Annotated in this window: 26 protein-coding genes and 1 pseudogene; 21 read left to right on the top strand and 6 right to left on the bottom strand. The window is 62.5% G+C overall.

What is annotated here, in order from left to right; genetic code table 11:
• The first annotated feature begins 66 nt into the window (after positions 1–66).
• Positions 67–1,211 (top strand): IS3-like element ISAcl2 family transposase gene (locus tag AC1DBN_RS19595; RefSeq protein ID WP_432244588.1). Its coding sequence is split into 2 segments (ribosomal slippage): positions 67–343 and positions 343–1,211, totalling 1,146 coding nucleotides; the frame shifts between segments, so codons are not numbered across the junction.
• On the opposite strand, the gene AC1DBN_RS19590 is transcribed toward AC1DBN_RS19595, so the two are convergent.
• Positions 1,208–1,648, bottom strand: coding sequence for a hypothetical protein (locus AC1DBN_RS19590; protein WP_477724001.1), 441 nt, complete (start codon positions 1,646–1,648; stop codon positions 1,208–1,210). The two genes, AC1DBN_RS19595 and AC1DBN_RS19590, sit on opposite strands and share 4 nt — an antisense overlap.
• A gap of 344 nt (positions 1,649–1,992) precedes the next feature.
• On the opposite strand from AC1DBN_RS19590, the pseudogene AC1DBN_RS19585 reads away from it, so the two are divergent.
• The 5 genes and pseudogenes from AC1DBN_RS19585 to AC1DBN_RS19565 form a co-directional block, all read left to right on the top strand.
• Positions 1,993–2,202: pseudogene (locus AC1DBN_RS19585) on the top strand (DUF1622 domain-containing protein); the annotation flags it as partial.
• A 316-nt stretch (positions 2,203–2,518) separates the two neighbouring features.
• A complete protein-coding gene (locus AC1DBN_RS19580) occupies positions 2,519–3,190 on the top strand; it encodes a helicase associated domain-containing protein (protein WP_477724000.1) in 672 nt (223 codons plus the stop codon).
• Positions 3,191–3,502: 312 nt separating this feature from the next.
• Positions 3,503–3,646 carry a hypothetical protein gene (locus AC1DBN_RS19575; RefSeq protein WP_477723999.1) on the top strand — a complete coding sequence of 48 codons (144 nt, stop codon included), beginning with the start codon at positions 3,503–3,505 and terminating at the stop codon, positions 3,644–3,646.
• Positions 3,647–3,995: 349 nt separating this feature from the next.
• On the top strand, positions 3,996–5,276 hold the full coding sequence (locus tag AC1DBN_RS19570) for a Y-family DNA polymerase (protein ID WP_477724003.1): 1,281 nt from the start codon (positions 3,996–3,998) through the stop codon (positions 5,274–5,276).
• Positions 5,277–5,321: 45 nt separating this feature from the next.
• On the top strand, positions 5,322–5,639 hold the full coding sequence (locus AC1DBN_RS19565; protein WP_477723998.1) for a hypothetical protein: 318 nt from the start codon (positions 5,322–5,324) through the stop codon (positions 5,637–5,639).
• A gap of 1,534 nt (positions 5,640–7,173) precedes the next feature.
• Here the strand turns inward: AC1DBN_RS19565 and AC1DBN_RS19560 are convergent.
• The 4 genes from AC1DBN_RS19560 to AC1DBN_RS19545 form a co-directional block, all read right to left on the bottom strand.
• Positions 7,174–7,575 carry a hypothetical protein gene (locus tag AC1DBN_RS19560; protein ID WP_477723997.1) on the bottom strand — a complete coding sequence of 134 codons (402 nt, stop codon included), beginning with the start codon at positions 7,573–7,575 and terminating at the stop codon, positions 7,174–7,176.
• Positions 7,569–8,204, bottom strand: a complete 636-nt coding sequence (locus AC1DBN_RS19555; RefSeq protein WP_477723996.1) for an AAA family ATPase — start codon at positions 8,202–8,204, stop codon at positions 7,569–7,571. The genes AC1DBN_RS19560 and AC1DBN_RS19555 overlap by 7 nt, the downstream gene beginning before the upstream one ends.
• Positions 8,205–8,440: 236 nt before the next feature.
• A complete protein-coding gene (locus AC1DBN_RS19550) occupies positions 8,441–10,282 on the bottom strand; it encodes a MarR family transcriptional regulator (protein WP_477723995.1) in 1,842 nt (613 codons plus the stop codon).
• A gap of 201 nt (positions 10,283–10,483) precedes the next feature.
• On the bottom strand, positions 10,484–10,720 hold the full coding sequence (locus AC1DBN_RS19545) for a hypothetical protein (RefSeq protein WP_138605593.1): 237 nt from the start codon (positions 10,718–10,720) through the stop codon (positions 10,484–10,486).
• A 623-nt stretch (positions 10,721–11,343) separates the two neighbouring features.
• On the opposite strand from AC1DBN_RS19545, the gene AC1DBN_RS19540 reads away from it, so the two are divergent.
• From AC1DBN_RS19540 to AC1DBN_RS19530, 3 genes are read left to right on the top strand one after another with little or no spacing between them, the layout of a single operon-like run.
• The gene (locus tag AC1DBN_RS19540) at positions 11,344–11,796 is read left to right on the top strand and encodes a hypothetical protein (RefSeq protein ID WP_477723994.1); all 453 of its coding nucleotides are present in this window, start codon (positions 11,344–11,346) and stop codon (positions 11,794–11,796) included.
• Positions 11,797–12,243: a hypothetical protein gene (locus tag AC1DBN_RS19535; RefSeq protein ID WP_477723993.1), complete on the top strand. Its 447-nt coding sequence runs from the start codon at positions 11,797–11,799 to the stop codon at positions 12,241–12,243. It begins immediately after the preceding gene.
• Between the two features lie 3 nt (positions 12,244–12,246).
• Entirely contained in the window at positions 12,247–13,158 is a 912-nt protein-coding gene (locus tag AC1DBN_RS19530; RefSeq protein ID WP_477723992.1) for a hypothetical protein, read from the top strand.
• Here the strand turns inward: AC1DBN_RS19530 and AC1DBN_RS19525 are convergent.
• Positions 13,155–14,276 carry an alpha/beta fold hydrolase gene (locus tag AC1DBN_RS19525; RefSeq protein WP_477723991.1) on the bottom strand — a complete coding sequence of 374 codons (1,122 nt, stop codon included), beginning with the start codon at positions 14,274–14,276 and terminating at the stop codon, positions 13,155–13,157. The two genes, AC1DBN_RS19530 and AC1DBN_RS19525, sit on opposite strands and share 4 nt — an antisense overlap.
• A gap of 201 nt (positions 14,277–14,477) precedes the next feature.
• On the opposite strand from AC1DBN_RS19525, the gene AC1DBN_RS19520 reads away from it, so the two are divergent.
• From AC1DBN_RS19520 to AC1DBN_RS19465, 12 genes are read left to right on the top strand one after another with little or no spacing between them, the layout of a single operon-like run.
• Positions 14,478–15,557, top strand: coding sequence for a CHAP domain-containing protein (locus AC1DBN_RS19520; protein WP_477723990.1), 1,080 nt, complete (start codon positions 14,478–14,480; stop codon positions 15,555–15,557).
• Positions 15,554–16,066, top strand: coding sequence for a hypothetical protein (locus AC1DBN_RS19515; protein ID WP_477723989.1), 513 nt, complete (start codon positions 15,554–15,556; stop codon positions 16,064–16,066). The genes AC1DBN_RS19520 and AC1DBN_RS19515 overlap by 4 nt, the downstream gene beginning before the upstream one ends.
• A gap of 45 nt (positions 16,067–16,111) precedes the next feature.
• Positions 16,112–17,575, top strand: a complete 1,464-nt coding sequence (locus AC1DBN_RS19510; RefSeq protein ID WP_477723988.1) for a MinD/ParA family ATP-binding protein — start codon at positions 16,112–16,114, stop codon at positions 17,573–17,575.
• 4 nt (positions 17,576–17,579) lie between these two features.
• Positions 17,580–18,212: a DUF6668 family protein gene (locus AC1DBN_RS19505; protein ID WP_477723987.1), complete on the top strand. Its 633-nt coding sequence runs from the start codon at positions 17,580–17,582 to the stop codon at positions 18,210–18,212.
• Between the two features lie 11 nt (positions 18,213–18,223).
• Positions 18,224–18,493, top strand: a complete 270-nt coding sequence (locus AC1DBN_RS19500; RefSeq protein WP_477723986.1) for a hypothetical protein — start codon at positions 18,224–18,226, stop codon at positions 18,491–18,493.
• Between the two features lie 28 nt (positions 18,494–18,521).
• Positions 18,522–19,277 (top strand): DUF8175 domain-containg protein, encoded by a 756-nt coding sequence (locus AC1DBN_RS19495; protein ID WP_477723985.1) that lies wholly within the window; start codon positions 18,522–18,524, stop codon positions 19,275–19,277.
• Between the two features lies 1 nt (position 19,278).
• The gene (locus AC1DBN_RS19490; RefSeq protein WP_477723984.1) at positions 19,279–20,559 is read left to right on the top strand and encodes a TrbL/VirB6 family protein; all 1,281 of its coding nucleotides are present in this window, start codon (positions 19,279–19,281) and stop codon (positions 20,557–20,559) included.
• A complete protein-coding gene (locus AC1DBN_RS19485; protein ID WP_477723983.1) occupies positions 20,546–22,054 on the top strand; it encodes an SCO6880 family protein in 1,509 nt (502 codons plus the stop codon). The genes AC1DBN_RS19490 and AC1DBN_RS19485 overlap by 14 nt, the downstream gene beginning before the upstream one ends.
• On the top strand, positions 22,054–23,628 hold the full coding sequence (locus AC1DBN_RS19480) for a helicase HerA domain-containing protein (protein WP_477723982.1): 1,575 nt from the start codon (positions 22,054–22,056) through the stop codon (positions 23,626–23,628). Before AC1DBN_RS19485 ends, AC1DBN_RS19480 begins: the two co-directional genes overlap by 1 nt.
• Entirely contained in the window at positions 23,625–24,311 is a 687-nt protein-coding gene (locus tag AC1DBN_RS19475) for a hypothetical protein (protein WP_477723981.1), read from the top strand. Before AC1DBN_RS19480 ends, AC1DBN_RS19475 begins: the two co-directional genes overlap by 4 nt.
• Positions 24,308–26,077, top strand: coding sequence for a type IV secretory system conjugative DNA transfer family protein (locus AC1DBN_RS19470; RefSeq protein ID WP_477723980.1), 1,770 nt, complete (start codon positions 24,308–24,310; stop codon positions 26,075–26,077). The genes AC1DBN_RS19475 and AC1DBN_RS19470 overlap by 4 nt, the downstream gene beginning before the upstream one ends.
• Positions 26,078–26,088: 11 nt before the next feature.
• Positions 26,089–26,529 carry a DUF4913 domain-containing protein gene (locus tag AC1DBN_RS19465; protein WP_477723979.1) on the top strand — a complete coding sequence of 147 codons (441 nt, stop codon included), beginning with the start codon at positions 26,089–26,091 and terminating at the stop codon, positions 26,527–26,529.
• Positions 26,530–26,579: the final 50 nt, after the last annotated feature.

The raw sequence follows: 26,579 nt of genomic DNA, 5'->3' as shown, positions 1-26,579 counted from the left end.
GGGACTGCCCCCGGTTTTGTTGACTCCTTGACCTAGCGAGCTTGTGCTCGTGGAAGGATGTTGACCATGCCCACGGCTTATGGGGCGGAGTTCCGCCAGGATGTTATTGATGTGGCCCGCAAGGGCGAGGCGCCGCTGGCGCAGATTGCGAAGGATTTTGGGCTTTCGGTCACGACGTTGAAGCGCTGGATCGCTATCGCTGAGCGTAAGGACTCCGGGACCAGCCCAGCGGCGGCGGAGTCGGCTGAGGTGCGGGAGTTGAAGAAGCGGAACCGCCTGCTGGAGCAGGAGAACGAGATTCTGCGCCGGGCGGCTGCCTATCTGGCCAGGGACATCAACCCAAAATGATCTACCCGCTGGTCACGGATCTTGCCGCCGACGGTGTTCCCGTGGCGGTGACCTGCAGGGTGTTGGGATTTAGCAAGCAAGGCTATTACCGCTGGAAGGCCAACCCGGTCACGGAACGGGACTGGATCGATGCGCACCTCGTCAACGCCGCCCTTGACATCCACTCCGACGACCCGGCGTTCGGGTACCGGTTCATCGCCGACGAGTTACCCGGGAAAGGCATCACAGCGGGCGAGAACAGGGTCCAGCGCCTGTGCAGGGACCACGGCATCTGGTCGGTGTTCTCGAAGAAGCGTGGGCTGAACCGCAGACCCGGGCCGCCGGTTCACGACGACCTGGTCGAGCGGGATTTCACCGCCGCGGCGCTGAACGAGCTGTGGCTGACGGACATCACCGAACACCCCACGGCCGAGGGGAAGCTCTACCTCTGCGCGGTGAAGGACGTCTATTCCGGCAGGATCGTCGGCTACTCGATGGACTCGCGGATGAAGTCCTCTCTTGCCGTCGCTGCCCTGGAGAACGCGGTGCAGGCACGAAGACCGGAAAGAACGGTGGTCCACTCCGACCGTGGGTCGCAGTTCCGGTCACGCCGGTTCGTTGAATCGCTCCGTCGCCACGGGCTCACCGGATCGATGGGCAGGGTCGGTGCGTGCGCGGACAACGCCGCGATGGAGTCCTTCTTCTCGCTGCTGCAGAAGAACGTCCTGGACCGTCAGCGATGGCTCACCAGACAGGACCTCCGGCTGGCCATCACAACCTGGATCGAGAGAACCTACCACCGCCGGCGACGGCAAAGACGGCTGGGCAAACTCACGCCCATCGAATATGAAACAATCAACCGGACCGCGCTCACAGCGGCCTAAGACCCCGAGTCAACAAAAGCCGGGGCAGTCCCCAGTGCGCGGAGCCATTCAAGGAATGCCTGCATCGTTTTTTCGGAGCGCTTAAGCCCACGTTCATATGCCTGCTGCAAAGCAGTGCCATATTCGCCTTCAAAAGGATCTTCAGGGCGCTCAGAGGGAAGGTCGGCCTCGAGTGTCACGCTGACAGCGAGAAGCCGCACGGCAAGGGTCCGACTGTCCCAGCCGGGTTCGTCGTACACACCCGGCACCGGAACAACCGATGGTGTGGGCGGCGTTTCTGTTTCCCAATCAGCGGCTGTGAATTCGTCCGGCGATTCGGGAAACCTGATCTCAATGCTCTCGCCTCCACTTTCGAAGCGGCGGGTCCACCCCATCAAACTCGGATCTACCCATAGGTCGCTGATGAGGTACCTGATTCTGACTTCAAGCTTGATCATGGTTCAGTCAATCAGCAAGTCCCACTTCGCCCGGGTAAGGGACGCTGAGTCCACCTCTTCAGTGGCACTCGGATGGGCCAGGGCACCGACTTGGGAGTGGCGCGTATGAGAATCCTCCAGCGGACGTGCGGAAGGCTTATGCCTCGAATAGGTGGCCTGCCCGAGTCACTGGTTCATCCGACGTGGCTCCACTTGCGTCAAAGGGGCAAGTGCGGCCCAGCGGTCCGCTTCGCTCACCTGAAGCTCGGGAGGCAGACTCTTTTCGGGAAGACGGCGGCTTCTAGCACAGGGTCGCGCCGAACCCTCGAGATGCTCGACGGCAGCAAGAGCTACAGCGGAGTACACGCCGCTTGGGCCATCGGGGGGGTCTGGAACTTCTTGTTGCCGCTGACATTATTCGCACCGTTGCTGTCACCCCTACCTTCACCAGCGTTGGAGTACTGGCCGTCATCGTGGTCATCAGGACATTTCTCAGCTTTTCCCTCGAACTGGAAATCACCGGGCGCTGGCCTTGGCAGAAAGATAACCAGCCCACCAGGGCAGCTTCCTCCTGATGCGCCCGGCCCGCTCCGGGGCAGCTGCAGCGCCGTCCTCGCCCGGGACGCTCGCGCCTAAGCAGAAGCTGGTCGCATGCGCACTAAAACCCTCTCGTCGCACCCCAAGGGACCAGCCGGATTATATTTTGCAGGGAGCGCGGCGGAGAGGTGACCACAATGCTCTGGCCCGTGCGACGGTCCGGCAGGGCCCAGCAGCCGGCCGCGGGCTTGCGGAGTGGGCGCTCCCACTAGTGCGAGCCCGGCGAGGAGTCACCGCACGGGAGTGGTGCCCCGCTTTAGGCTTAGGACCGGTAGTGAAAGGAGGACCGGAAGGGTGACTACTGGTAGCCGGCGTATGGCGCCCGATCCTGAATTCGTTCTGCTGTACCGGCAGGGTACGCCGACGTCTGCGATCGCCGAAGGCGCCGGAGCCGCGGCGACGACGGTCCGGTACCACCTGCAGATCGCCGCGCAACAGGATCCGGGGCTTCGTGAGGAGCACCAGGCGGCCCTGGCTTCGCCGCGACGGCGGACAGTGTGGGCCGGGCGGCGGAACCTCTCCGATGTCCTGGCCTTCTACAGGAAGCACGGGCGGTTGCCGGGCACCCACGAGAAGACGCCGCGGAAGCGGGCGCTCGGGATGTGGCTGCTGCGACGCAGGCAGGAAGCAGCCGCCGGAACCTTCTCCCCCGTGTACAGAGAAGCTCTGGCGGTCATTCCCGGATGGGACACGCCGTCGACCCGTAAAACGGAGGACGAGGTGCGGTGGCAGCAACGCCTGGACCGGATCCGGGACGTCAGGTCCGGCGGCGGGGACTGGCCGCGGCACCAGAAGACCGACGACAGGGACGAGCGCACCCTCGGGGTGTGGCTGCATACCCAGCGGATCGACTACCGTGCCGGCAGGATGGACCCGGTCAAAGCGGAGCAACTCAACGACCTCCTTCCCGGCTGGCGCGAAGGCCGCCGGCGCAGCGGCCAGAAACCAAGAACCGCTCCGGCTTAGGACGCCCGGTCCGCGTCGTGCCCCGACCAGCCCCGGCGTGCACCGGCAGCGCAGAGCCGGGGGCAGCCGCACGGGGCTGGGCCGTCTCAGACGGCCGCCCACTCCCCTGCCCGCTGCGGCCGGGTCCGTTCAACCGGGGCCTGATGGCTTGTCCGGGGAGCTGCGTACCGGGTTTTGTGGGATGCTCTTAGATGTAAGCAGCAGGATGTTTACGCCCCTGAGGGTCCGCGTTCGCAGAACGCGGACCCTCAGGCATCCCGGGCTCAGCGAGTCCGCAAATGAGCCGACGAGTCGGCGTCTAGGGCCTAAGACATGGAACGGGACGCATCCGGGCAACTGACAGGGCAGACCTCGATCAACGAGCTGCTCGACGAGCCCGTCGGGGCCGACCCCGTCCAGCTGCCGCTGCCCCTCCTGGTCGAGGTAAAGCCAGGCCCCTACCGCCGCCTCTCCTAGACGCCCAGCAGCCGGCAAAACCTGGCCCGGCTTTCCTCTCCTCGGAAGGGCCTCCGCTCCCCCACCCGCCCTGCCCAGTGCGCCGCCCCTGACCACAAACCGAACGGCGTCCAGGTCCTGCCGTTGGATACAGCCTGGTGGAAAACCACATTGTCAGTGCCCCGCTGTAAGCTCTTCGAATATACTTTCGATTATAGGTGTGTTGCTGTCGTGCTTATTCGTTCCTATGTGCTATTTCAGTCTTCAGTGGTTCCGCTGGCGTCTTTTACGGCACCCCGGTGTGAGCACAGTGCCCCGTTGGCAGCCCCGCGTCCTAGCGGAGGAGCTGGCGGTGTCTAAACCTGCATTGATGCGGCGGATGCCGCAGATTGCGCACGTGGACGTGAACTGCTTCTACGCCTCCGCGGAGCGGGCATTCGACCCGTCCCTGGAAGGACGGCCGGTGATCGTGCTCTCGAACAATGACGGCTGCGCCGTGTCCCGCTCCCCCGAAGCCAAGGCACTAGGCATCGCCATGGGCGATCCCTGGTTCAAACTCGCACCCAGGGCAAAGGAATGGGGCCTGGTTGCCCTGTCGAGCAACTACGAACTCTACGGGGACATCAGCGCCCGGGTGATGGAACTCCTCGGCCGGTACTCAGCCTGGCTCGAGGTGTACAGCATCGACGAGGCCTTCCTCGGCGTCAAAGGCACTCCCGCGGAGCTTGCGGCGATGGGCCGGTCGATCAAGGCCACGGTCCGGCGGAACGTCGGCGTGCCCGTATGCGTTGGCATCGGCCCGACCAAGACGCTGGCGAAGCTGGCGAACAAGTGGGCCAAGAACAACAAAACCTTCAACGGAGTCTGCCACTGGGACTCCATCCCCGCCGAAGCGCGCCAGGCCCTGCTTGTCCGGCTGTCCGTCGAGGAAGTCTGGGGCATCGCCGGGCGGCTCACGAAGCGGTTGAACGTCATGGGAATCTTCACCATAGCCGACCTCACCCAAGCCGACCCGGTGCTGGTTCGGGACAAGTTCAACGTGGTCGTGATGCGCACCGTCCTGGAACTGCAGGGCACCCCCTGCATCCCGATGGAAGAAGAACGCATCGGCCGGGACCAGCTGATCTTCTCCCGCTCCTTCGCCAAACCCATCACCACAAAGGCCGGCGTCCGCCAGGTCAAGAGCGTCTACGGCCAACAAGCCTCCGCGAGGCTGGCCAAACATGGCTTACAGGCCAAAGTCCTCACCGCCTTCGCCGGGACCTCGCACTTCAACCCCAACGACACCTCCTACCCCGCCGTGTCAGTCCCGCTGCCCATGCCCACCGCCGACCCCGTCATTCTCACCAAAGCAGCCCACGCCCTCCTGCCGCGCATCGTCGAAGGAATCGGCTATGCCCGGGCCGGGTTCATGGTCACCGACCTACGGCCCACAGGCAACCAAAAACCCCTCGAACTGTTCGAAAATCCCCACGAGGAACGCCACATCGGCCCCCTGCTCGAAGACGTCACCCGCCGGTACGGCCGCGGGTCCATCGGTCTCGGCTACGGCGGGATCCGCGGAGGCCCGGACTGGACCATGAAACGCGACATGCTCTCGCCCAGATACACAACCCACTGGGACGAACTCCCCCTCGTCAAAGCCGCCTAACACCACTCCCCCACGCAGCTACCCCCGGAAAGAACAGCACCAGCAATGACCATCACCCCCGAAGCCCCCACACTCAGCATTCCCGTCGATGTCCGCTTCACCACCGCCGGCACTCCCCTGGCCATCCGCTACGACGACCGGATCTGGGCAGTCGACCCGAGCCTGGACAGCGCCCACTGGTTCACCAGAGACTCCTGGGGGGAAACCCGCAACACCGTGCCCGTCGGTGTCGGGAACGTCGTCGACATCGAACACTGGCAAGTCCAGGTTTCATCAGCAAGCTCAGCGCTGCGAACTTTCCTGCTACGCCGTGAGCCCACCTCCACACAATGGCTTTTGGGCGCCATCATCGATGCCAACTGACTTATACCGTTCCCCCATCCCACCGCAGTTATGGGACGCCATCCGCGATGAATTCGGTCTGCCAGCGTTGAGCAAGGCCCGGGAACGGTTCGAAGCCGTTTTTCCGGATGCCGAACCGGCGTTGCGCCAACTCGTTCGTGTCTTCATTGACGACGGCACGTTTTGTCCTGGTTTCCAGTTCCAGCGGGATCTGTCGCTGGATCCAGTCGTCGTGGGCCTATTCCAGCGCGCGATAGAACAGCGCATCCCTCATAACTACTTCGCCCTCTGGATGATGACACCCTGCCACCCGTTGGGTGGAGAGCGGCCGGTAGACCTCAGGGTAGGCAACCATGCGCCAAGACTGTTGGCAGCACTGGAAAGCACCCTGACCCGAAGACCCTGACATTTGGCCGGTGCGGTTCAAGGTTTGTGCGGGCGACGGTGAGAACTGACTACCGCCAGCAGGCGGGTCGTCCAGGCGCGCTACCAGGTCATGCTTTCCTGCATCGGTCTCTATCCCTGATGGGGAAATTTACCCCGCAGGGTGAAGGCGCCCCAAGCACTACGCTCCACACTGTCTGGAAGCCCTTGGCATACTCGACGTCTCACTGGCACGGTTCCTTAGGTGGTCCTGGTTCCTGCGGAATCACGCGACGTTTCTGCTCTCGGAGATTCGCATAACTATGTCTCAAAACCTTTTGTGTGAGGGGCTTTGCCAGTTTTTTGCTATGCGACACACTGGTGTCAGGCGGGCCCAACTCATTGGATAATGCCATGCCATGGCCTTAAGCGCCGTATTACACCATTGTGGTACCACATCGGTGTAATACCAGCCCAGAAAGTGGCCCGTAGGCAATAGCATCGCCATCCCCGAGTTGACGCCACCACCGGCAACGACGTTTGGACTCTCGAGAAGGTACGCCTTGGACAGCGACTTAAATACCGCCCTAGTCCCTTCCCCAGTGCACCCCCACCGGCCCCTCGCGACGCTGCTACCGCCGGCGAGCTGGTACCGCACCACCAGAGCTCCTGACCTGCACTGTGGGCAACTCTTGCACGAGGACCATACTGCTAACGGACTAGCACCAAATATATACCGAAACCGGTACCGTGCCAGTACCATACCAGTACCACACCAGTACCATCCTAATCCCCTACCACAACCACACCGGTACTTGCACCATGCCGACACCGTACCGGTACCGCACTAGTACCACACCGATTTAGGCGCACCGGTACGGCATGCCACACCAGCACCAACCAGCACCATACCGGTAGTAACTCTATACTGGTACCACACTAGTACCACACTAGTACCACACCGATGGCACGACCGCACCAGTACCGGACTAGTACCAGACCGGCAAGAGGACAACATTTCCCATACCGCTGAGTACCACACCAGTACGGCAAAGAGCTTGCACTTTGGCTATTTATCAGGCCGAAAAGGTGTCTCGGCAGGGGAGGCAGAACCGGGTCGGAAACAACTGCGGGCGGTACCACACCAGGATGGTGTGGTACCGCCCGCAATGACACTCAAGTGGGGGAGAGGCTATTCGGAGAGGCTCGAACCGTATTTCTCCTCGAGGATGGGCCAGACGAGACGCTCCAAGATCTTTTGCTGGCTGATCTCCTCGACGAGTGCAGCAGTCCGCAGCAACTCCAGCTGAGACGTACTGGCACGGAAGTTGATGCCCCCGTTTTTCGGCTCGCGGTTCCGCTGTTTCCAGGCTTCCATAGCAGGAGCAAGGATGCGGGCCCTGGCGGAACCGGATCCTGCGGCCCTCGGAGCCGTCGGCGTCTTCGATTTAACGGGCTCGTCGACCACGGCCGGCGTCACCTCAGCCGGCTGGGGGAGTGCAGTTACAGGAGCAAGGGGCTGTTCTGCCCGAGCAGCAAAGGCCTCTATTTGCTTCTCCGTCTGCGGATCGGTACGACCCCTCTGCCTCACCATGCCAGGACCTCCTCGGTCAGAAGCTGGATTTCACGCTTAGCCTTGGAATCCTTCATCTCGACGACACCCAAGCCTTCGGAGACGCTGGTCTGGTAAACCTTACGTTCGTGCAGCTTAGTACGGGCTACACGCAGCTCGGGAAAATCGGCAAGGTAAGTACGTGCTTCGGAATCCGCTTCAGAAAACACGTTGGTGGGGACTCGGTTCAGTACAGCTAATGCCCTCAAGTCAGGATTGAAGTCCCGTGCCTGATTGATGGTGACGACCAGACTCTCGGTCGTGTCAAGGTCGGGCTGGCTCGGCGGGACCGGCACCAGCATGAGATCAGCAGCTGTCATTGCAGTCCGCATCTCCGAGGAATCCTTACCAGGTGCATCTACTATCACCACGTCATATTTGTCTGCCAAATCGAGTAGCGTCCCGCGAAGGTTGCCGGTCTGACGAACAGTGGTGATAGGGGAGTATCCACTGTCTTCACGGTCTTTGGCCCAAGTGCTGGACGTTTTTACAGTCGGGTCAGCTTCGACAATGATGACGCTCTTACCTTTGGAGGTGAACTCTACGGCTATATTCACGGCGATGGTGGACTTACCAACCCCGCCCTTTTGATGCGCAACCAGAATGATCACTGAAATACCGTCCTAGTGTGGTGTCGGTGTGGTACCACTCTGGGGCCAGAGCGGTCCACTGCGGGAGTGTGTTTTGAGGGCCCCGCATATCGCCGGGGCTTCTTCTACTTCCATAATTCCGGACTAGGTCGGTCTACTCGGGGAGGCGCGCCGCGACTGGTTCCGCGCATTGCAAGGCCGTCCGACTTGCTTAGGAACGATCATTGAATGCTCATCAGCAGACCCAGATTTGAGGATCAGCCAGCCCGTCGAAACGCAATGTCGGAAAGCGACCAGTCGTCGGGTGGCCCCTCGAACATTTCCCAGGGGTAATCATCGTCGGGGGAGAGGAGCTCGGCGACGGTGTTGACGTTCTTGGCCAACCACTCACGCCAAATGATTCGGTCGGCGCGGTATCGCTGAACCTGGGCGGCCACGGCTTCCACTATTCCTAGCCGCTCGGCCAGCTGGTGGAGGGATGTGGCCGCTACAACTGACCACATCCGGCCAACGTTGCGGCTGATCAAATTCCAGGCGGCTAGGATCTCAAGAGCTTCGTGGACGGCAGAGCGGGAAAGGCTGGTGGCGCTGACGATTTCGGTGGTGGACAGCCCGGGGGAGTGCTCCAGTGCTTCGTAAACGAATGCCGCGGGCAGACCCAGTTCCCGGAAGACGGGCCGGAGGGCGTGCACCTTCCCCTTCTGCCAGGTGGCATCCTCAGCCGCAGCATTGAGCTCCTCGGGGACAGTAAGCATGTACAGATCGCCCTTCGTTCCGCGGGCTTCTTCCACCAGGGTGACCAGGGCATCCTTCTCGGCGCGCAGTTCTCGCAGGTGAACACCGACGGTGGTGTGATCGAGACCGGTGGCCACAGCGATGGACCGGACCCCAAATTCAATGAAGCGCGATGCAGTCATGTGGGCTGCCTCTCCCAGGGCCCGCAACACCATCCTTCTAGCCATCCCTGTCCTGGATTGCTGGTAGTTAGTCTCTCTGATCCTAAGAGCACTGCGCCAAGTCCGGATGAACCGATGCTCCGCATCGGGATTTGAAATCGAAGTTGAGTTCCTTAGCACTGCCCCCTGTGTATTTGGCTGGCTTGTGGGGGATCTGCGGACATTGTTATTCCCGTCTTCTTTGGCCGGGTTTTTACTGAGGTAGGCAAGGGCGTTCATCCAGTCCCGGCGCACGGCCGTGAGCCGGTGCCGGGCGGCGTACCGGGCGTAAAAGGAGGCCAATCCGGGCCAGGTACCCTGCAACATCCGACGTTCCACATCGACCAGCTCGAGGCCGGCCGCTGCGGCGCCAACGAGAACCGCCTGGCGTGCATCGGAGTCCGTGGCGTAGCGGTTCGTGTCGTACAGCCCGGTTTGTGCAAGGACCTGCATGGTCCGGGACATGCGGCCAGTAGATCGCTCCGTGGCCGGCGCCTCGGAGGTGGCGGCCGAGAGGGTTCCCTGCAGACGGAGGGCCCGGACTGCCTTGATCTCGGCGGCCAGGTCGTTCGTCATTGCAGTCCAGATTGTTGAGCTGTTGGGACGGCGGACGATGTCGTAAGCCATGGACAGACTCATTGCCAGCTCCTGGTACCCGCCACGCTTGTGCGGCGAGCCAGGGGTTCGCATGCAGCCGTGAAGCAGGTTCTGGTGCGGGGTCTTGTCCAGGGTCCGGTACCGGGTGCCCAGCGCCTCGACAAGATCACGCGCTTCAGAGAAGGTGACCCGCTGCGCCAGCGGGACGTAGACGTGGCGGCCACCGTTGGGTGAGTAGTCCTCGATCCAGCGGGCGCCCACCGAGTGCAGCCAGATCTGGACGGCCCGGACATCGGCCTGGACCCATTCTTGGCCAGCTACGGAAGAGTCGAAGTCGAGGAAAATCGCAGCGCAGGTGCCGTCTTTACCAAAGATCCGGACCGCAGCAGGAACAGAGGGAAGGGCCTCGGTAAGGTTTCGCTCATGCTTCTGCGGATACGACTTTCCAGCGTCCTTGGAGAGGCGGACTCGAGGTTGGCCAGCCAACAGAGGTGCCAGAGCTGCCCAGACATTGGACGCGGTGTCCCGTTGGCTTGACACGCCTCTAGCTGGGCATGCTGGAAGCACGGAGACATGCTGATGTACGATGTGAGTAATCCTTCCGGGGATTGAGGTACGAAAAAGGGCCGATCCTGCCAGATCGGTTTCATAGCAACACAAGGGATGGCCTTATCAGGCCCTCCACGACTTACAATCTGATCCGCCGGCAAGCAATCCAGAGAGTAAGTCTCAAGCTTCGAAGGCCCGCCTAGTGCGGGCCTTCTTTTGTCATGAGGCGATGCGGATGGGCAGCTCCTGCTGGTAGTCGTCCTGGTCGAGGGCAGCCAGATCTTCCTTCAGTTGTGGCTCGACAACGGACAGAAGATATTCCGTGACGGTCAGGCCCTTATGAGCTGCCACTTTGGCGATGCCGTCAGCGGTGGGTTCGGGTGAGCGAAAACCAATGAACTTACGCAGGCCCTTGCTGGGGCGCCCGCCGCCTCGATTAACTGCTACTGCCGTCATTTGCTGTGTCCTTTGATTTTGTAGCCGCCTGAACGCCTACAGCTTCATCGTTGTATTCACCGCCACCAGGACTAGGTGCATGTCCCTGCGACTGCTCCGAAACTATCACCGGCCGTATAGACCCTTCGGGATTTGTTTTCAGAAAACGGGCGCGTGTCGCTTTTTGTGACGTGTCCGACGACTCCTCGATAGGCATTGCCCTTCGTTGCATCCCATCAAGCTTGTTGGGACATCCTTCCGCGCGGTCGATTAGAGCGCCGATGTACTCGCCGAAGGCCATGTCGTACCGCTGCGTAGCCTCCCACGCAGCGTGGTGCTGATCTGGGAGCACAAGACAATTCAGGGGCGCCTTTTTGCCGAGCAGCCTGGGTGGACGGTATTCCTCCAAGTCCCTCACCCTCACTTCGGTTCCAGAGAACCTGTAGACCTACAGATTCTGCCGCGATGCCACCTGGCGCTCATTGGAAAGATGCCAAGCAGTCGACACACTACCTACATGCTCCGCACATGCACAACTCATCGCCTGTACCCTCCGGTAGTCATCGGGTAACATTTTTGACAGCTGCCCGCCTACTTTGTGTGGCGGTACACGCAAGAGGCTGAGCTGCTAAGGAGCTACGTAGATGGCAAATGGGGGCCGCAGCGTGTTTCTCACGCAGCAACAGAAGAAGGAGCGGCTGGCGGACCGCATGGGCATCCTGGTCGACATCTGGGAGTCTGATAACAACACAGCGCTCACGTACCCGCATGTGGAAGAAGCCCTTTCCGCACACGGAATCCACCTGTCCCGGACGCGGTGGTCCTACTTGATCAACGGCACCGGCAGCCTAGTGACCGATCAGGAACTGCTAAAGGGCATAGCAGAGTACGTTTTTGCTGTACCCGCCAGTTACCTGTGTGATCTCAACAGCGGGACTCCTCCTGAGGTGGACGCGCGCATGGAGTTCCTTGTGCAGATGCGCAAGCTCAAGGTGAAGAACTTTGCGGCAAGAAACCTGGGGGCCACCTCACCCGAAATGCTGCGGACGATTACCAGGATCATCGATGCATCGATGAACGGCGAAGAGGAAGACTGAATGGGCCTCCCGCCGGTCGCAGACAAGGTCCGGGAGCTATGCGGAGACAACACGACGTCGCTGGATGAAGTTGTGGACCGCTTGACCGTGATCTGTGAGAAGCCGATCAATCTGATCGAGTTTGATGAGTCCTGGGGCGCGTTAACGGCCTTCAAAGCCGAGTTTGAAGACCGCATTAACGTCTACTTCCCCCCACAGAAATCGCAGCAGTACAAGTTTCACTGCATCTATCACGAGCTGGGCCACATATATCTGGAGAGCCTTGGGACGTCCATAACTCTGCCGAATCTTTCCGAGGAAATGCTGAGGGAGACCGCGGACGCAATTAGTGTGACCTGCCGGTCTGTTCCGAATCATCCTGTCGAACGGTGGGTAGAGGAGTTCGCTTTCGAGATGTCCAAGAAAACCCGCGCACGCAGCTCGTCCACGCCTGAGCCTTTCCTCTAAACCATGAAACTGCTGCTCTTTGCTCTGCTGAGTTGCCTTTGCCTCCTTCGGATCCCCTCGGTGGTCAAAGTGGTGGAGGCCCGGGCATCGTGGGTGGCATCGATGTTCGGCCTCGCGGCGCTTTATGTGCTGGGGACGGTTACACCGCTGGCATCCATCGACAGCTACCTCGGTGGCATCAACGTAACGAACCTTCTTCAAGCCATCTTCGCGCTGCTGGCAATCTTCTTTTTCAACGACAGTGTGCGGCGGCTGGCAAACGTACCAGTCAGATGGACCTACTATGCCCCGTTACTGAGCGTTCCCGTCATGATTGTCAGCTTTGCCCTTATTAGAGACAAAGGTCCAACCTCTGCGGACTTCATTGATTACCGCATGGACCAGCTTGCAACTGCCACGTACAGCGGCACGTACATGCTCGCGTTGCTATTCACCGTGCTCAGGATCATCTACATGCTCCGGCACAAGGCCAGGGGCCTGTATGCAACATTTTCAGCAGGCTTGGTCGTGGTTGCGGCTGCCGTCTCGTGCCACATCGCATATGTGCTGCTGTTCCACTTCACGCCCTGGCATGCTGTCGCAGAGGCGATCGGAGCCTGGTTTGACCGGCTTTTCTATGCTGGCCTCTCGGTGACAGCTGCGGGGTGGCTGATTCTTCTCCTGTCCAAGCAGCTGCCGAAGTTGCGGCTCTGGATGATCGACGCGCTCTGGCTTACTGCGCTGAGGATCCGGGTGAATGCAGATCATTCCCGGGTTAGTCCGGCCTGGGACTTGTTCAATGAAACGCTGGAAAATGGGGTCTACAAGAGCCTCATTGTTTTGCACAACTACCAACGGGGAAACTTGTTCCCGTTCCCGGAGTCTGTTCAGGACAGGATCAACCAAATTGAGGCCAAGCTGGACGCGCAGGTTTAGCCTTGCTCGGTCAGGATCGTCCTGGTGACCCAGCTCGTGAGCTCCTTGGTGAAGATACGAGGCGAGGCATTCCATTCCTGCGTGTGGTGCGCCTCAGGTAAGGGAATTAGGGTCACGGTGTCTGGATTCGCGGCTTGGAACGCCGCCGAGATTTCCCAGGGGACCTGCCGATCCGCGGTTGAGTGCAGGACCAGCGTCGGGATGGACACCCGATTAGGTGCGTCGACCCATTCAAGGACATCGAAATCGATCGGTTCCTCCAGCCCAAGCATCTTCGCGAATGGGGGAACCTGCAGCAAGGAGGTGACCAAGTTGGCTCCCATGACCGGAACGCCGGCCGCTGCCGCCCCCGCCGTAATGGCTTTGCGCCAGCTCGTCACCGGTCCTACCAGGACCATCCCCACGATCCGGTCCTGGTAGGCGCTGCGCTCCGCTGTGAGCAGGGCAATGGTTCCGCCCATCGACCAGCCCGAAAGGATGATTTGCTGCGCTCCATGAGCCACGGCATAGGCCACAGCGCTTTCCACGTCACGCCATTCCGTTTGACCAAGGTGACTCGACTGGACCTGTGGCGGACTGACCTCCAGGTCGCTGCGGAATGAGGGCACCAAAGAGGTAAATCCCAAGGGACTGAAGGCGTGGACATCGCGGAACATGATCGAGCGATCAGTCCAGCTGCCATGGATATGGATCACCCAAGTTTCCGCGTTTTGGCCTTGGAATAGCCATGCCGGCGCCACACCGTAGGCGGTGGGGATGAGCACTTCTCCAAACCGCTCGGACACCCCGGAGGGTTCGAAGAACACGTCGGGGGTCCAGTCAACCACCGGTCCCAGATTCGCTGAACCGGAACGGGTCGGATGGATTAGCCGTTCGACGAACTTGTGATCCTCGTCGATCAGGGTGACCTTGCCAACCCGGGTATAGCGCTCGGCCGCAGGGTCGAACACGGCGAAGTCGCCGTGGGCTTTGGTGTAGTCGTCCAAGGCGATGCGGACTCTGCGGCCATCATCTGTCAGCTGGGCGCGACGGTAGTCCTTTGGACCTCGTTTGACGATCTTGCGCGCCATGACAACCGCGAATCCGAATAATGCGGCCGCCGGAGCAAGGAGGGTCAAGCAGGCCAGACCACGCCGTGTCGTCAGCATCTAAGTCCCGCCCTCCAGCACCGATCCGGGAAGAGTATCGAAGCCCATTCATCGTAAACGTTCCTCAAGCCTTGGAGGCGTATGAAGCGCGTCCACTACATGCATTGTACATGTCCACTACAGACCGGTATCCTTGGCAGGGGCCAGCCGGGGGCTCAAAGGGGGATTTACATGCAGCGAAAGTCACTTGGTCTCGTGGCCCTGATCGTGGTCCCCGGCATCTTGATAGGCGTGGTCTTTTCCATCCTCTTACTCCTTGCCCCGGCAAAGCCCGCCGCTGCCGACTGCGGCTCGGCCGTCTCAGTGGTCATCAACGGCGACATGAAGGTCGATGGCTACTCCCAAGAGCAGTTGAGGAACGCTGCGGCGATCATGGGTGCCGGCAAGGCGCTGAATCTGCCTGTGAAGGGCCAGATGATCAGCGTCATGGTCGCTCTGGGGGAGTCGGGGCTCCGTGTCCTGGACCGTGGCGACGTCGCCGGGCCGGATTCCCGGGGACTCTTCCAGCAGCGCGGGAACGGCGCCTGGGGATCGTACGCGGACCGGATGGACCCGACCATCAGCGCGACGAACTTCATCAAGGCGCTGCAGAAGGTGGATGGCTGGGAGCTGCTGGAGCCGACCGTTGCCGGCAATAAGGTCCAGCGCAATGCCGACCCGTACCACTATCAGAAGTATTGGCCCGAGTCAGTGAAACTCGTCCAGGCACTCTCGGACGGCAAGTTCTCGCTGGAAGGCAGCGGCTGCGCTATCCCTGGGCAGTCCGGAGCCGGGGATGACTACCCCTGGAAGAACTCACCGACCTGGATGCAGGCCGGAGGGGGGACAGCGGCAGCGTCGCCGTTGGGCATGTTCTACCGCGAATGCGTGGACTTCGCACTGTGGCGGGTGAACCAGCAGATGGGGTCCACCAGCGCCCCGTTCAAGCTTCTTAACGGCACCTTCCGCCCGGACGGCCAGGGATTGGGTTCGGCCCTGACTTGGAAGGCCGGCTGGGATGCCAAGGGCTGGGCCACAGGCAAGACGCCCCGGGTTGGGGCGGTCGTTTGGTACGCGCCCGGGGCCGGGGGAGCGGACTCGACCTTTGGCCATGTCGCCGTGGTCAAGGAAGTCAAGGACAACGGGACCTACGTCGAAGAGGGCTACAACGGCAACCCACCCCCGGATGACCACAACTACTACACCCGGACTGTCAGCAACACGGTGCCGTCAGCCTTCTTGTACCTGCCCACCCAAGAGGAGAAGAAGTGAAAAAGTCCCTGCCACTGGCCGCGATGGTCCTGCTGTGCACGGCGTGCGCACCGGCAGCGAACACCACTCCGGCCCCGGCGACCAGCACGGTCGCCACAGCCTCGGCGCCGGTCTCCCTGAGCGCGGGCAGCGGCCCGCAGGCCCCCGACGGCACCGTGCCGGCCACCATCGGCATCAGCTGGGATCAGGCCAGCAAAGACGCCGCCGTAGACATCGCCCAGAAGGCCATGACGGACTTCGCCCGCCCGGGCGTGGAGGACAAGCAGTGGGCCAACGACCTCGCCCGCTGGCTCACGCCGCAGGCCACCGCCGACTACTCCGCCGTGGATCCGGCCAATGTCCCCGCCACTCGGGTCACTGGCCCCGCAACACTGACAGTCGATGAGGTCAACGGCTACGGCGTTGTGGCAGCCGTGCCAACCGATGCCGGGACCTACACCCTGCAGCTGCTCCGCACGGGCCCGGAGGCCCCGTGGAAGGTCAACCGACTCACTCCGCCAACCTCTTGAGCGCCCGGACTTCACCGACCCCGTCAACGTAAGGAATCAGGTTTCATGAGCACCACACCAACAGAGGTCCTGGCCTTCCCGAACATCAAGGCCATCATCAGCGGCAACGGCACCGCCGAGGTCACCGTCGCCGGCAACTCACGCGTCGTCCCAGCAGGGGAGACCCTGCAGGACCTGCGCGACAATGCACTTGCCCTCGTCGTGGCCGAAGCCAAGACGCTGCAGCGCCCCGTTCGCGTCGGCATCGAGGATCCCGAAGGCCACGGCGAATTGATCGTCCACCCGGACGGCAAAGTCGAATCCGTCTCCTACGAGCCCCGCCCCGCCCGCCGCCGCACCGCGGCACCCGCCAGCACGCCCGCTGTGGCGACCGTCGAAGAAGTGGCCAACACGACTCCAGCGCCAACACCTGTGGTGAAGCCTGAAGCTGCCCAGCCGACCGTGGAACGCCAACCGTGGCCGCCCCTTCCAGCGGAGACGGCGTTGGCAGAGGACGCGGCTCCCGCCGACGCCGCGGCACCCGAGCAGACTGTTGCAGCCGATGCGCCGGTGACCCGACGCAGCTTGAAGGAGACCTCCTTCCTGGTCAGCGCCCCTGTGCTGGAGCCTGCGACACAAGGCTGGCGCGGGGCCTTGACCCGCTTGGGCTTCCGAATGGACCCCTCGGAAGAGGAGCTGTCCGAGCGTGAAGACATCCGCACTGTCAGCCAGCACTGGCCCGGCCCGCGGACCATCGCTGTGGTCAACCGCAAGGGCGGGGCCAACAAGACCCCCACCGTCGTGATGCTCTCGGCGATCCTTGCCCGCTACAGCGGCGCCGCGACCGTGGCCTGGGACAACAACGAATCCCAGGGCACCCTGGGATGGCGGACCGAGAAAGGCGTCCACGACCGTAGCGTCCTGGACCTGATCGATTCCTCCACCGAGCTGCTGTCCCCGTCCACGAACGCGGCCGAGATCGCAAAGTTCGTCCACCACCAGACCGCCGATAAGTTCGACGTGCTGCGCTCGGACGAAAACGAAGAAGGCGACCACGAAGTTACCGCAGAGGAAGTGGACATCGCCCACCAGGTCCTCACCCGGTACTACCGGCTTGTCATCATGGACTCCGGCAACACCGCCCGCGCAGCGAACTGGCGGCGGATGATCGACCACACCAACCAGCTCGTCGTCCCGGTCACCGCCATTGAAGACCGTGCAGAAGCCGCACGGCTGACGCTGCAGACCCTCGAATCCCGTGGTGGCCACGACGCCGAGCTGGCACGCAACGCCGTCGTGATCGTCTCCGAATCTACCGACGCCAAGCGCAGCATGACCGGGGAGGCTCTGAAGCGCGCCAAGGCCGAAGCACAGCGGATCGCGGACGGCTTCGAGCCGTTCGTGCGCGCCGTCGTCCGTATCCCGTACGACCCCGCCCTGATTAACGGGCCTATCCGCTACGAAGCGCTCCAGCCCGCGACCCAGCGGGCGTGGCTCGCGGCGGCGGCCGCCGTAGCCAAAGGCTTCTAGAACGATGCCACTGAACGTACGAGTTGTGGAGGAACCATGCAACAGACCCCTGAACCCCTGGGTTACCCGCCCCACAGCCGATGAACTGGCTGAGGAAACACTGGACGCGGCTGTTCCGCCGCCGGCCGCCATCAGCGCGCCGCTGCGGGGCATGGTCGAGCCAGACGCGGCAGACCGCCTCGCGTCACGCACCATGGTCGGCACAGCCCGTCTCTGGGTCGTCGGTACCCATGGGGGAGCGGGTGAAAGCCGCATTGCTGACCTTGTCGATTCTGCCCGTTCGACTGATCATTGCTGGCCTGTTCTTCCCGCCGGCGGCAAGCCGCGGGTGCTGCTGGTCTGCCGCGCAGACATGCGTGGCCTGACGACTGCCAGGAACGCGCTCACCCAGTGGGCGTCAGGTGCGGCCCCGCAGATCGACCTGCTCGGCCTCGTCGTTATGGCAGACGCTCCGGGAAAGTCACCCAAGGCACTCCGGGACTTCGCCGCCCTCGTAGGCGGCGGAGCGCCACGGTTCTGGACTCTGCCTTGGGTGGACGTCTGGCGACACACGGACACCACGGAGCTGCCAGCCGTCCGTGAATACCAGCGCTTCCTTACCGACGTGGCCGCCCTGGCCACGACAACTAGCCACTGAAAGGTCTCACCATGAACACGTTTACGGCACTCTCAACCGGCGTTATTCCCAACCCGACCCCCGTCGTCCCCGCGCAGGCTGGCGGTCTGTTGACCATCCTGAACTGGGCTTCGGGCATCGGCCTCGTTTTGGGCGTCCTGGGCGTCATCATCGTCGGCATCGGCATGGTCATCCAGCTCCAGCGCGGTGAAGGCGCGCAAGCGATAGGCAAGCTCGGTTGGGTCCTCATGGGCTGCATCATCATCACCGGAGCTGCGGGCATCGTCCGCGCCTTCGTCTAAGACAGCACCAATCAACGGGAGGTTCCATATGAGCCAGTCAACAGAGAGCACCACGGAAAGCAATCCGTTCACCAAGCCCGGATTCATCATCGCGGCAGTGCTGGTGGTCGCGCTGATCGCCGCATCCATCATCATTTTCTTGCTTCCCAAAGGACAGGAGGATGCCCAGCCAGCACCATCTACTCTCGAAACTGGCAGCACAACTGTTGCTAGCTCCAGCGCCTCTTCCGCTGGTGGCAGCGTCTGTGGGCTGCCTTCCGGGTCCGAAACAGCGCTGGGGACGGCTCCTGCTACAAGATGGGAGCTTGTGGGCAAGATGGCTACGCCTACAGAGCCCGATACCTTCGGCCCAGGAACCACTGACAAAGATGGCTTCCGTTCGTGCTTTGCCCAATCGCCAACAGGAGCGCTCTATGCCGCTGCCAACCTTCTTGCCATGGGTTCCTCGGGAGACCGGGCAGTCAATCAAAAACTGACGGACACCCTCTTGCTTCCCGGGCCCGGCAGGGACATTGCCAAAGCTGATGCCCAAGCAATGTCTGAAACCGCTGCGCCAAGTGCAACCGTTCAATTCCGTGGCTTCGTCGTTAAGAGCTACTCCCGGTCGGCAGCCAATGTGGACATCGCCTTCCAAACCGACACCGGCGTATTGGGTCATGCGGTACTTCCTCTGAAGTGGGAAGAAGGTGACTGGAAGCTGGCAATTGCTGACTCGGGTCGACTGGTAAACGAGATTACCCAGATCCGGGACCTCAGCGGGTTCATTCCTTGGTCAGGAGCCTGACATGGCGGAGAGATGCGGAATGCTCGACGCCGGATGTGAGCTGAAGAACTGGGCCGCAGGGCTGGCTGATGATGCGATCAGCAATTTGGCTAAGTCCATCATGGAGGGAATGAGCCAGATGGTGACGACCCTGTCGACGTTCTGGGTCTCCATGCCGACGGTGAACCTGATCAGCGAGGACCGAACGGGAGTTACCCCGGTGGTCTCGACGGTGAACAGCCAGCTGTGGCCATGGACGCTGACCTTGGCCGTGTTGGCAGTCATCTTCGGTGGTATCCGGATGATTTGGGAGCAGCGCGGCGCTCCGCTGAAGGATCTTCTGCGCTCCCTCATCACGCTCACTGTTGTGTCGAGCCTGGGTGTGGGGGTCATCTCGATCTTGATCATCGCCGCGGATGCTTTCGCGGCCGCTATCATTGCCCGGTCCACAGACGGCAAAGGGTTCGCCGCGTCCATGAATGTCCTGGTCATGACCGGGCAAACTGGCGTCGGCGTCTTCATTCTTATTGTCCTGGGGCTCGTCGGCTTGATCGCTTCCCTGGTTCAGATCGTTCTCATGGTCGTCCGCAGCGGCATGCTGGTGATCCTCGCAGGCATCCTGCCCACCACAGCCGCGTTCACCAATACGGAGATGGGCAGGCAGTGGTTCCAGAAGGCAGTTGGCTGGGGTATCGCCTTCATCCTTTACAAGCCGGCTGCTGCCATCGTGTATTCGGTCGCGTTCCTGCTGATGGGAAACACCAGCGGCCGCGACGCTCTCGTGGGCTCCATCAGTGGATTCACCCTGATGATCGTGGCTTTGTTCGCACTTCCAGCCCTGATGCGGTTCGTCACTCCAATGGTTGGCGCCGTCGCTGCTGGCAGCGGCGCTGCCGCCGGAGCAGCCGTGGGTGCTATTGCCACCGGAGCGGTCTCCCTAGGCCGTTCCGGTAGCGGGCGCGGCAACGCAGCACCGACCCCGGCAAGCACGAGCAACACAACCAGCACCCACACCAACGAATCTCCCAAGGGAAGCCCCGGGTCTTCGGGGCCTCGCGGCGGGGGAGGTCAGCCGACACCCGGATCTACCGGTCCGGGCGGCGCCGCTGGCACCACAGGGAACCCGGGCACAGCAGGGACGGCAGCATCCACCGCAGGTCCTGGGGCTACGACTGGAGCCGCAGCCACGGGCCCGGCTGGCATGGCTGTAGCCACAGGCGTACAGGTGGCGTCCGCGACGTCGCAGGCAATCAAGACGACCGCGCAGGATTCAACAGGGGAGGGCCCCAGTGGCAGCAATTAATACCGAGTACAAGGAACCGTCCTACGGCAACTGGCGCGTCCCGCGCTCAGCCGGCCTGGGCAATCTCGGCGCTATCGGCACCGGCATCGTGATGATCGGCCTCCTGCTGGGCATCGTCAGCTTCGCCATCTGGGGCCTGTTCGTCGGCCTCGGCGTCCTTGCCGTCGCCGGCGCCTGCGCGCTGCTGCTGACCGTGAAGGACAAGCACGGCCAGTCAGTAGTAGACCGTTTCGGTACCCGCCTGGCTTTCAAGGTTTCCAAGTCCTCCGGCACCAACCTGTACCGTTCCGGTCCGCTGGGTGTGACCGAGTGGGGCATGTACCAGCTCCCCGGGCTGGCAGCGAAGTCCACGCTGTACGATTTCACCGACTCCTACAAGCGCCCCTTCGCCATGCTCCACGTCCCGGCCACCAGCCACTTCACCGTGATCTTCTCCACCGAACCCGACGGGGCTTCCCTCGTGGACCCGGAACAGGTTGACGCCTGGGTGGCCAACTGGGGCGGCTGGCTCGCCGGGCTGGCAGACGAGGCCGGCCTGGACGCCGCGGCCGTGACCGTTGAGACGGCTCCGGACTCCGGGTACCGGCTGCGGAATGAGGTCATGATGAACATCGACCCTAACGCTCCGCAGTTCGCCAAAGACATGCTCCATGAGGTCGTCGACACCTACCCGGAAGGCTCGGCCACGGTCCGCGCCTGGGTGTCCCTGACCTTCAACGCTTCCCTGCGTGCGGGCTCGAAAAAGCGCACCCCGGAAGACGTCGCCCGGGATTTGGCCTCCCGGATCCCCGGGCTGTCGGCCCGGCTCCAGTCCACCGGGGCCGGGATCGCCCGGCCCATGTCCGCGCAGGAACTCTGCGAGGTAGTGCGGATCGCCTACGACCCGCCCGCAGCGCTGATCATTGACGAAGCCCATGCCGCCGGAACCCCGGTGTCCCTGAAGTGGGGCGAGGTCGGCCCGACCGCGACGCAGGCCAGCTGGGATGATTACCGGCACGACTCCGCGTTCTCGGCCTCCTGGACCATGACGGGCGCGCCCCGAGGGTCTGTCAACTCATCGGTCTTGTCCCGGCTTCTGGCCCCGCACGGGGACATCGACCGCAAGCGCGTCTCCCTGCTGTACCGCCCGATGGACTCCGCCCGCGCAGCAGCTGTGGTTGAGCGGGACCAGAACAACGCCAACGTCCGCATCACCTCCGGTAACCGGCCTTCCGCCCGTGCTCTGGTTGATGCCCGGTCCGCAGTGCAGACGGCGCAGGAAGAAGCCCAGGGCGCCGGTCTGGTGAACTTCGGCATGGTCGTCACGGCCACAGTCACTGACAAGGACCGCCTTCCGGACGCCGTCGCCGCCATTGAGCAGACCTCCGGTACCGCCCGGGTGCTGCTGCGCCGCGCCTACGGCTCCCAAGACACCGCCTTCGCCGCGTCCCTGCCCCTGGGGCTGGTCCTGCCCAAACACAGCATGGTGCCCACCGAGATAAAGGACGCCCTCTAATGGCCCGCATGAAGCTCGTGACAGCAAAGAAGGCAAAGACAGTAAAGACAGCAAAAGCCCCGGCTAAGGAAGCAGGCCCGGGCTCGCGGGGCTGGATCGGACGGGGCGGCGGCATGGCTCAGCTGCTGCCGGTCATCCGGGAGTACCGGGGAACGACGGTGCAGGTCTGCGGTCTGTGGCCGTTCTCTTCGGGTGCGTCCTCACCCATGATCGGTGTCCCCCTGGGCCGGCATGAGGAAACACAGGCAACGGTCTGCTGTGACCCAGTCAGTTGGTTCCAGCGCGCGCGGCTGATTTCCAACCCGTCCGCGTTCATCCTGGGCAAACCCGGACTCGGAAAATCCACGGTGGTGCGCCGGATGTTCATCGGCCTCTCCGCGCAGGGCGTCCACCCGCTGATCCTGGGCGACCTCAAAGGCGAGCACGTTAAAGCGGTGAAAGCCCTCGGCGGTCAGGTCATCAAGCTCGGCCGCGGCGTCGGCTACATGAACATCCTCGACCCCGGCCAGGCCGTCGAAGCGGCCCAGCTGCTCGAAGACAGCGGCCGCCACGACGACGCAGCACGGGTCCGCGCCGACGCCCACGGCCGGCGCCTGACCATGGTCGTCTCCCTCATTACGATCAGCCGGAACAACCCGCCCACCGACCAGGAACAGACCATCCTGGACCGGGCACTGCGCGTCCTCGACGAACGCTTCGACGGCGTCCCGGTCCTGAAAGACCTTCTGGATGTGATCGTCTCCGCTCCCGACGAGCTGCGCCAGGTCGCACTGGACCGCGGCGACATGAACATCTACCTGCAGGAGACCCGGGCGCTGGAAGCAACACTGCTGGGCCTGACCGGGGGAGGGAAGCTCGGGGAAATCTTCTCCCGGCAGACCACCAACCCCATGAAGCGGGACCGGGCCGTGGTCTTCGATGTCTCCAGCATCGACGAGACCGAAACCGACCTGCAGGCGGCCGTGCTGCTGGCCTGCTGGTCCTACGGCTTCGGGACGGTGAACGTCGCCAACGCCCTCGCCGACGCCGGCCTGGAGCCGCGCAGGAACTACTTCGTCGTCCTCGATGAGCTGTGGCGGGCCCTGCGCGCCGGCAAGGGCATGGTCGACCGCGTAGACGCCCTAACCCGGCTTAACCGGTCCGTCGGCGTCGGACAGATCATGATCTCCCACACCATGTCCGACCTGCTGGCACTCTCGGCCGAAGAGGACCGGATGAAAGCCCGCGGCTTCGTCGAACGCTCAGGCATGGTCATCTGCGGCGGCCTGCCCGCCTCCGAAATGCCGCTGCTGACCTCCGCGATACCGCTGTCCCGGCAGGAACAACAAAAGCTCATCTCCTGGCAGGACCCGCCCGCCTGGGACTCCCGCGGCGTCGACGTCGAACCACCAGGACGCGGGAAATTCCTCATCAAGGTCGGCGGCCGCCCCGGCATCCCCGTACAGGTCGGCCTCACCTCCGTGGAACACGGCCCCGACGGAGTCAACGACACCGACGGCAAATGGCACGGATCCCCGGAACCCATCCTCGACCCCACGGCGCCCATCCTGCCCGCCGAAGGAAGCTCACTGTGAAACTTAAGAAAATCATTAAATTGGCGAAAGCCAACCCGGGTTCCTGGTTCCACCGCACTGGGATCCTAGCTCTACTAGGGGCCGCACTAACTGCAAACTTTGTAGTTGAATATGCTGTGAATTCCGGCACCCCCATAATGGTGGCATCCGCCCTCCTGACTGCTCTCTTCCTCTCTCTTGTCATCGTGGTATGGAACCGAGCTGGAAGCATTGTGCTCATCCTCCTGAGCGCCTTGACACTCGTGGGAGCTGTTGTCACCTACCTGCAGGCACCGACCGTCCTTGCAGCACCACGGCTTCCAGATCCTTCCCCGTGGCTGTGGTTTTCACTCGCACTTACGATTTTCGCTGCGCTCCTGACACTCGGCCTATGGGCCATGTACAAGACAACTATCTACAACCCCGAAATCACGCCTATTCGAAACGGCATAACTCTTATCGGAGTTCTAGCTTCTGCGGTTGCCTTCAACCTAGACCCCAAGCTCGGCCCTTGGATTGGTTGGCCGGTGATTGTTGTCACCCTTTTCTCTTTAGAACCAATTTGGAGCAGTGAGGCCGAAACTGACGATCTGATTGCTGAGCTTCGAGCGGATATCGAGAGGCTGGAAAAAAGCAAAACAATTACTCCTGGAAAGGTAAAACCTGTCTTGAGGGGCCGCAAGGGGAGAGGTAAGAACAAGTGAGCGCACCGAACCGTAAGGGCATGGGCCTGGGGGATGCCACTCTGGTCTGGGTCGCCATCGGGTTCATCATCGTCTTCGGTGGCGGTACGTACGCCGCCGTGCACCTTGGATCGTGGATGGCCGGCGTGGATGCCCCTCCCACTCATCCCGTCGACCTGATCGCTGGGCTTATCAAGGGCAAGGTGCCGTGGCCTGTCCAGGCCACCGTCGTCGTCTGCGTCATGGCCGCACTCGTCTTGGCGCTGGCAGTAGTCGTCGTGGTGGCGTGGCGGCAGGGTGCGTCCAAGCGCGCCCGGGTCGACAAGGCCGCCCGCTACCTCGGCCGCGGAAAGTCCCTCAATGCTTTCTCCGAAAAGGGAGCGCAGGCCAAGGCCGATCGGCTGGGAATCAAGGACAACCCCGGCATCGTCGTGGGCAAAGTGGTCTCCACCGGCCAGATATTCGTCCAGTCCTGGGAAGACCTCAGCCTCGACATCTGGGGACCCCGAACAGGTAAGTCCACCTCACGGGTGATGCCCGCGATTCTCGACGCGCCAGGGGCTGTTGTCTCGACGTCGAACAAGCGCGACGTGGTCGACGGCACCCGCGGCGTCCGCGAGGCCACGGCCCCGGTGTGGGTGTTCGACCCACAGAAGATCGCCCAGGAAGAACCGGACTGGTGGTGGAACCCGCTCTCCTACGTCACGGACGAAGAGAAGGCCTACAAACTCACCCAGCACTTCGCGGTCGGTTCCCGGGTTCCCGGGTCCAAGCCAGACGCCTACTTCGATCCCAAGGCCGAAGACATCCTCTCTTCGTACTTCCTCGCGGCCGCCCTGGGCGGTCTGCCGATCACGCAGGTCTACCTGTGGGTGACCGAGCAGGTCAGCCAGGAACCCATCGAGATCCTTCGGGAGCATGGCTACGAGCTGCAGTACAAGGGTCTGGAGTCCACGCTGAAGCTGGCTGACAAGCAACGCGACGGGATCTTCGGTACCGCCGAGAAGATGATCCAGTGCCTCAAGAGCCGCAACACGCTCCGTTGGGTCGCCCCGACCGGCGGCGCGACCGTGGCCGGTGATGCGCGCCGGCAGTTCAACCCGCACGCCTTTGCCGCCTCGCAGGAGACGATCTACATTCTCTCCAAGGAAGGGGCCGGCTCAGCCGCACCCCTGACCACCGCGCTGACGGTGGCGATCGCTGAGGCGATGGAGGAACGGGCCGAGCGCAGCGGCGGACGCCTACCCAAACCGGCCGTGTTCGCCCTCGACGAGCTGGCCAACGTTGTCCGGTGGGCCGGCCTGCCGGACCAGTTCAGCCACTACGGCTCCAAGGGCCTGATAGTCATGGGCATCCTGCAGTCCTGGTCCCAGGGCGTCGAGCTCTGGGGAGAGGCAAACATGCGGAAAATCTGGTCCGCCGCCAATGTCAAGGTCTACGGCGGCGGCGTCGCCGAAGAAGGCTTCCTCCGCGCCCTCTCGGACCTGATCGGTGACTACAGCTACATCAACGTCTCCGTCTCATCCGGCAAATCCGGCTCCAGCCGCTCCCGCCAGGAATCAAAGGAGCGCATCTTCGACGTCTCCAACCTCGCGGAGCTGGACCGCGGCCGCGCCGTCGTCCTCGCCTCCGGCGCTCCGGCGACCCTGGTCCGCACGATGCCCTGGTACACCGGGCCCCACAAAGACGCCGTGGAAGCATCCATCAAGAAGTACAGCCCGCGGCCGCAAGAAGAACCGGTACCGGTGGCAGCGGCGCCGGCCGCCAATCCTTGGGTGACCGGGTAGGGGAGTAGGGCATGACAATCGACATCGGACGCTTCGGTGAAGCACCCAAACCGGACGTAGAGGACACTGGCGCTCAGGCCGGGGGAGAGCAGAAATCGCCGGAGCTGGTCTACGGCTCGGCCGAAGAGTTCCTGCACGAGCAGCTGCTCCCCACCTACGTCCGCGACGTCGACGGGCGTTCCGCAAAATGGTGCCTCGAATGGTACTTCCACCCAGAGGCTGTCTCCCGCTTGGAAGCGCTGTGGCGGGCCTGGGAACATCTCAGGCTCGACGGAGCCACCGGCATGAGCGTGTGGTTCAGAGACCACGCAGACCACCACATGAGCGTGCTTCTCGACCCACGCGGGCCGTTCTACAAATGCGATATGCAAAAGCACCGCGACCCCGAGCACCTTGAACCCAAGAAGGCCCCAGCCGGCTGGTTCCCCGATGTACGGGTTCACCTTGCGTAAGACAGTCACTTAAGGCTGGATTTGGGGGTCTAACGTTTGCATGGAAATAT

Source organism: Pseudarthrobacter sp. 10T415 (assembly GCF_056394175.1).
Note: the sequence above shows the minus strand (reverse complement) of the source record. Positions and strands in the feature narration are given on the sequence as shown.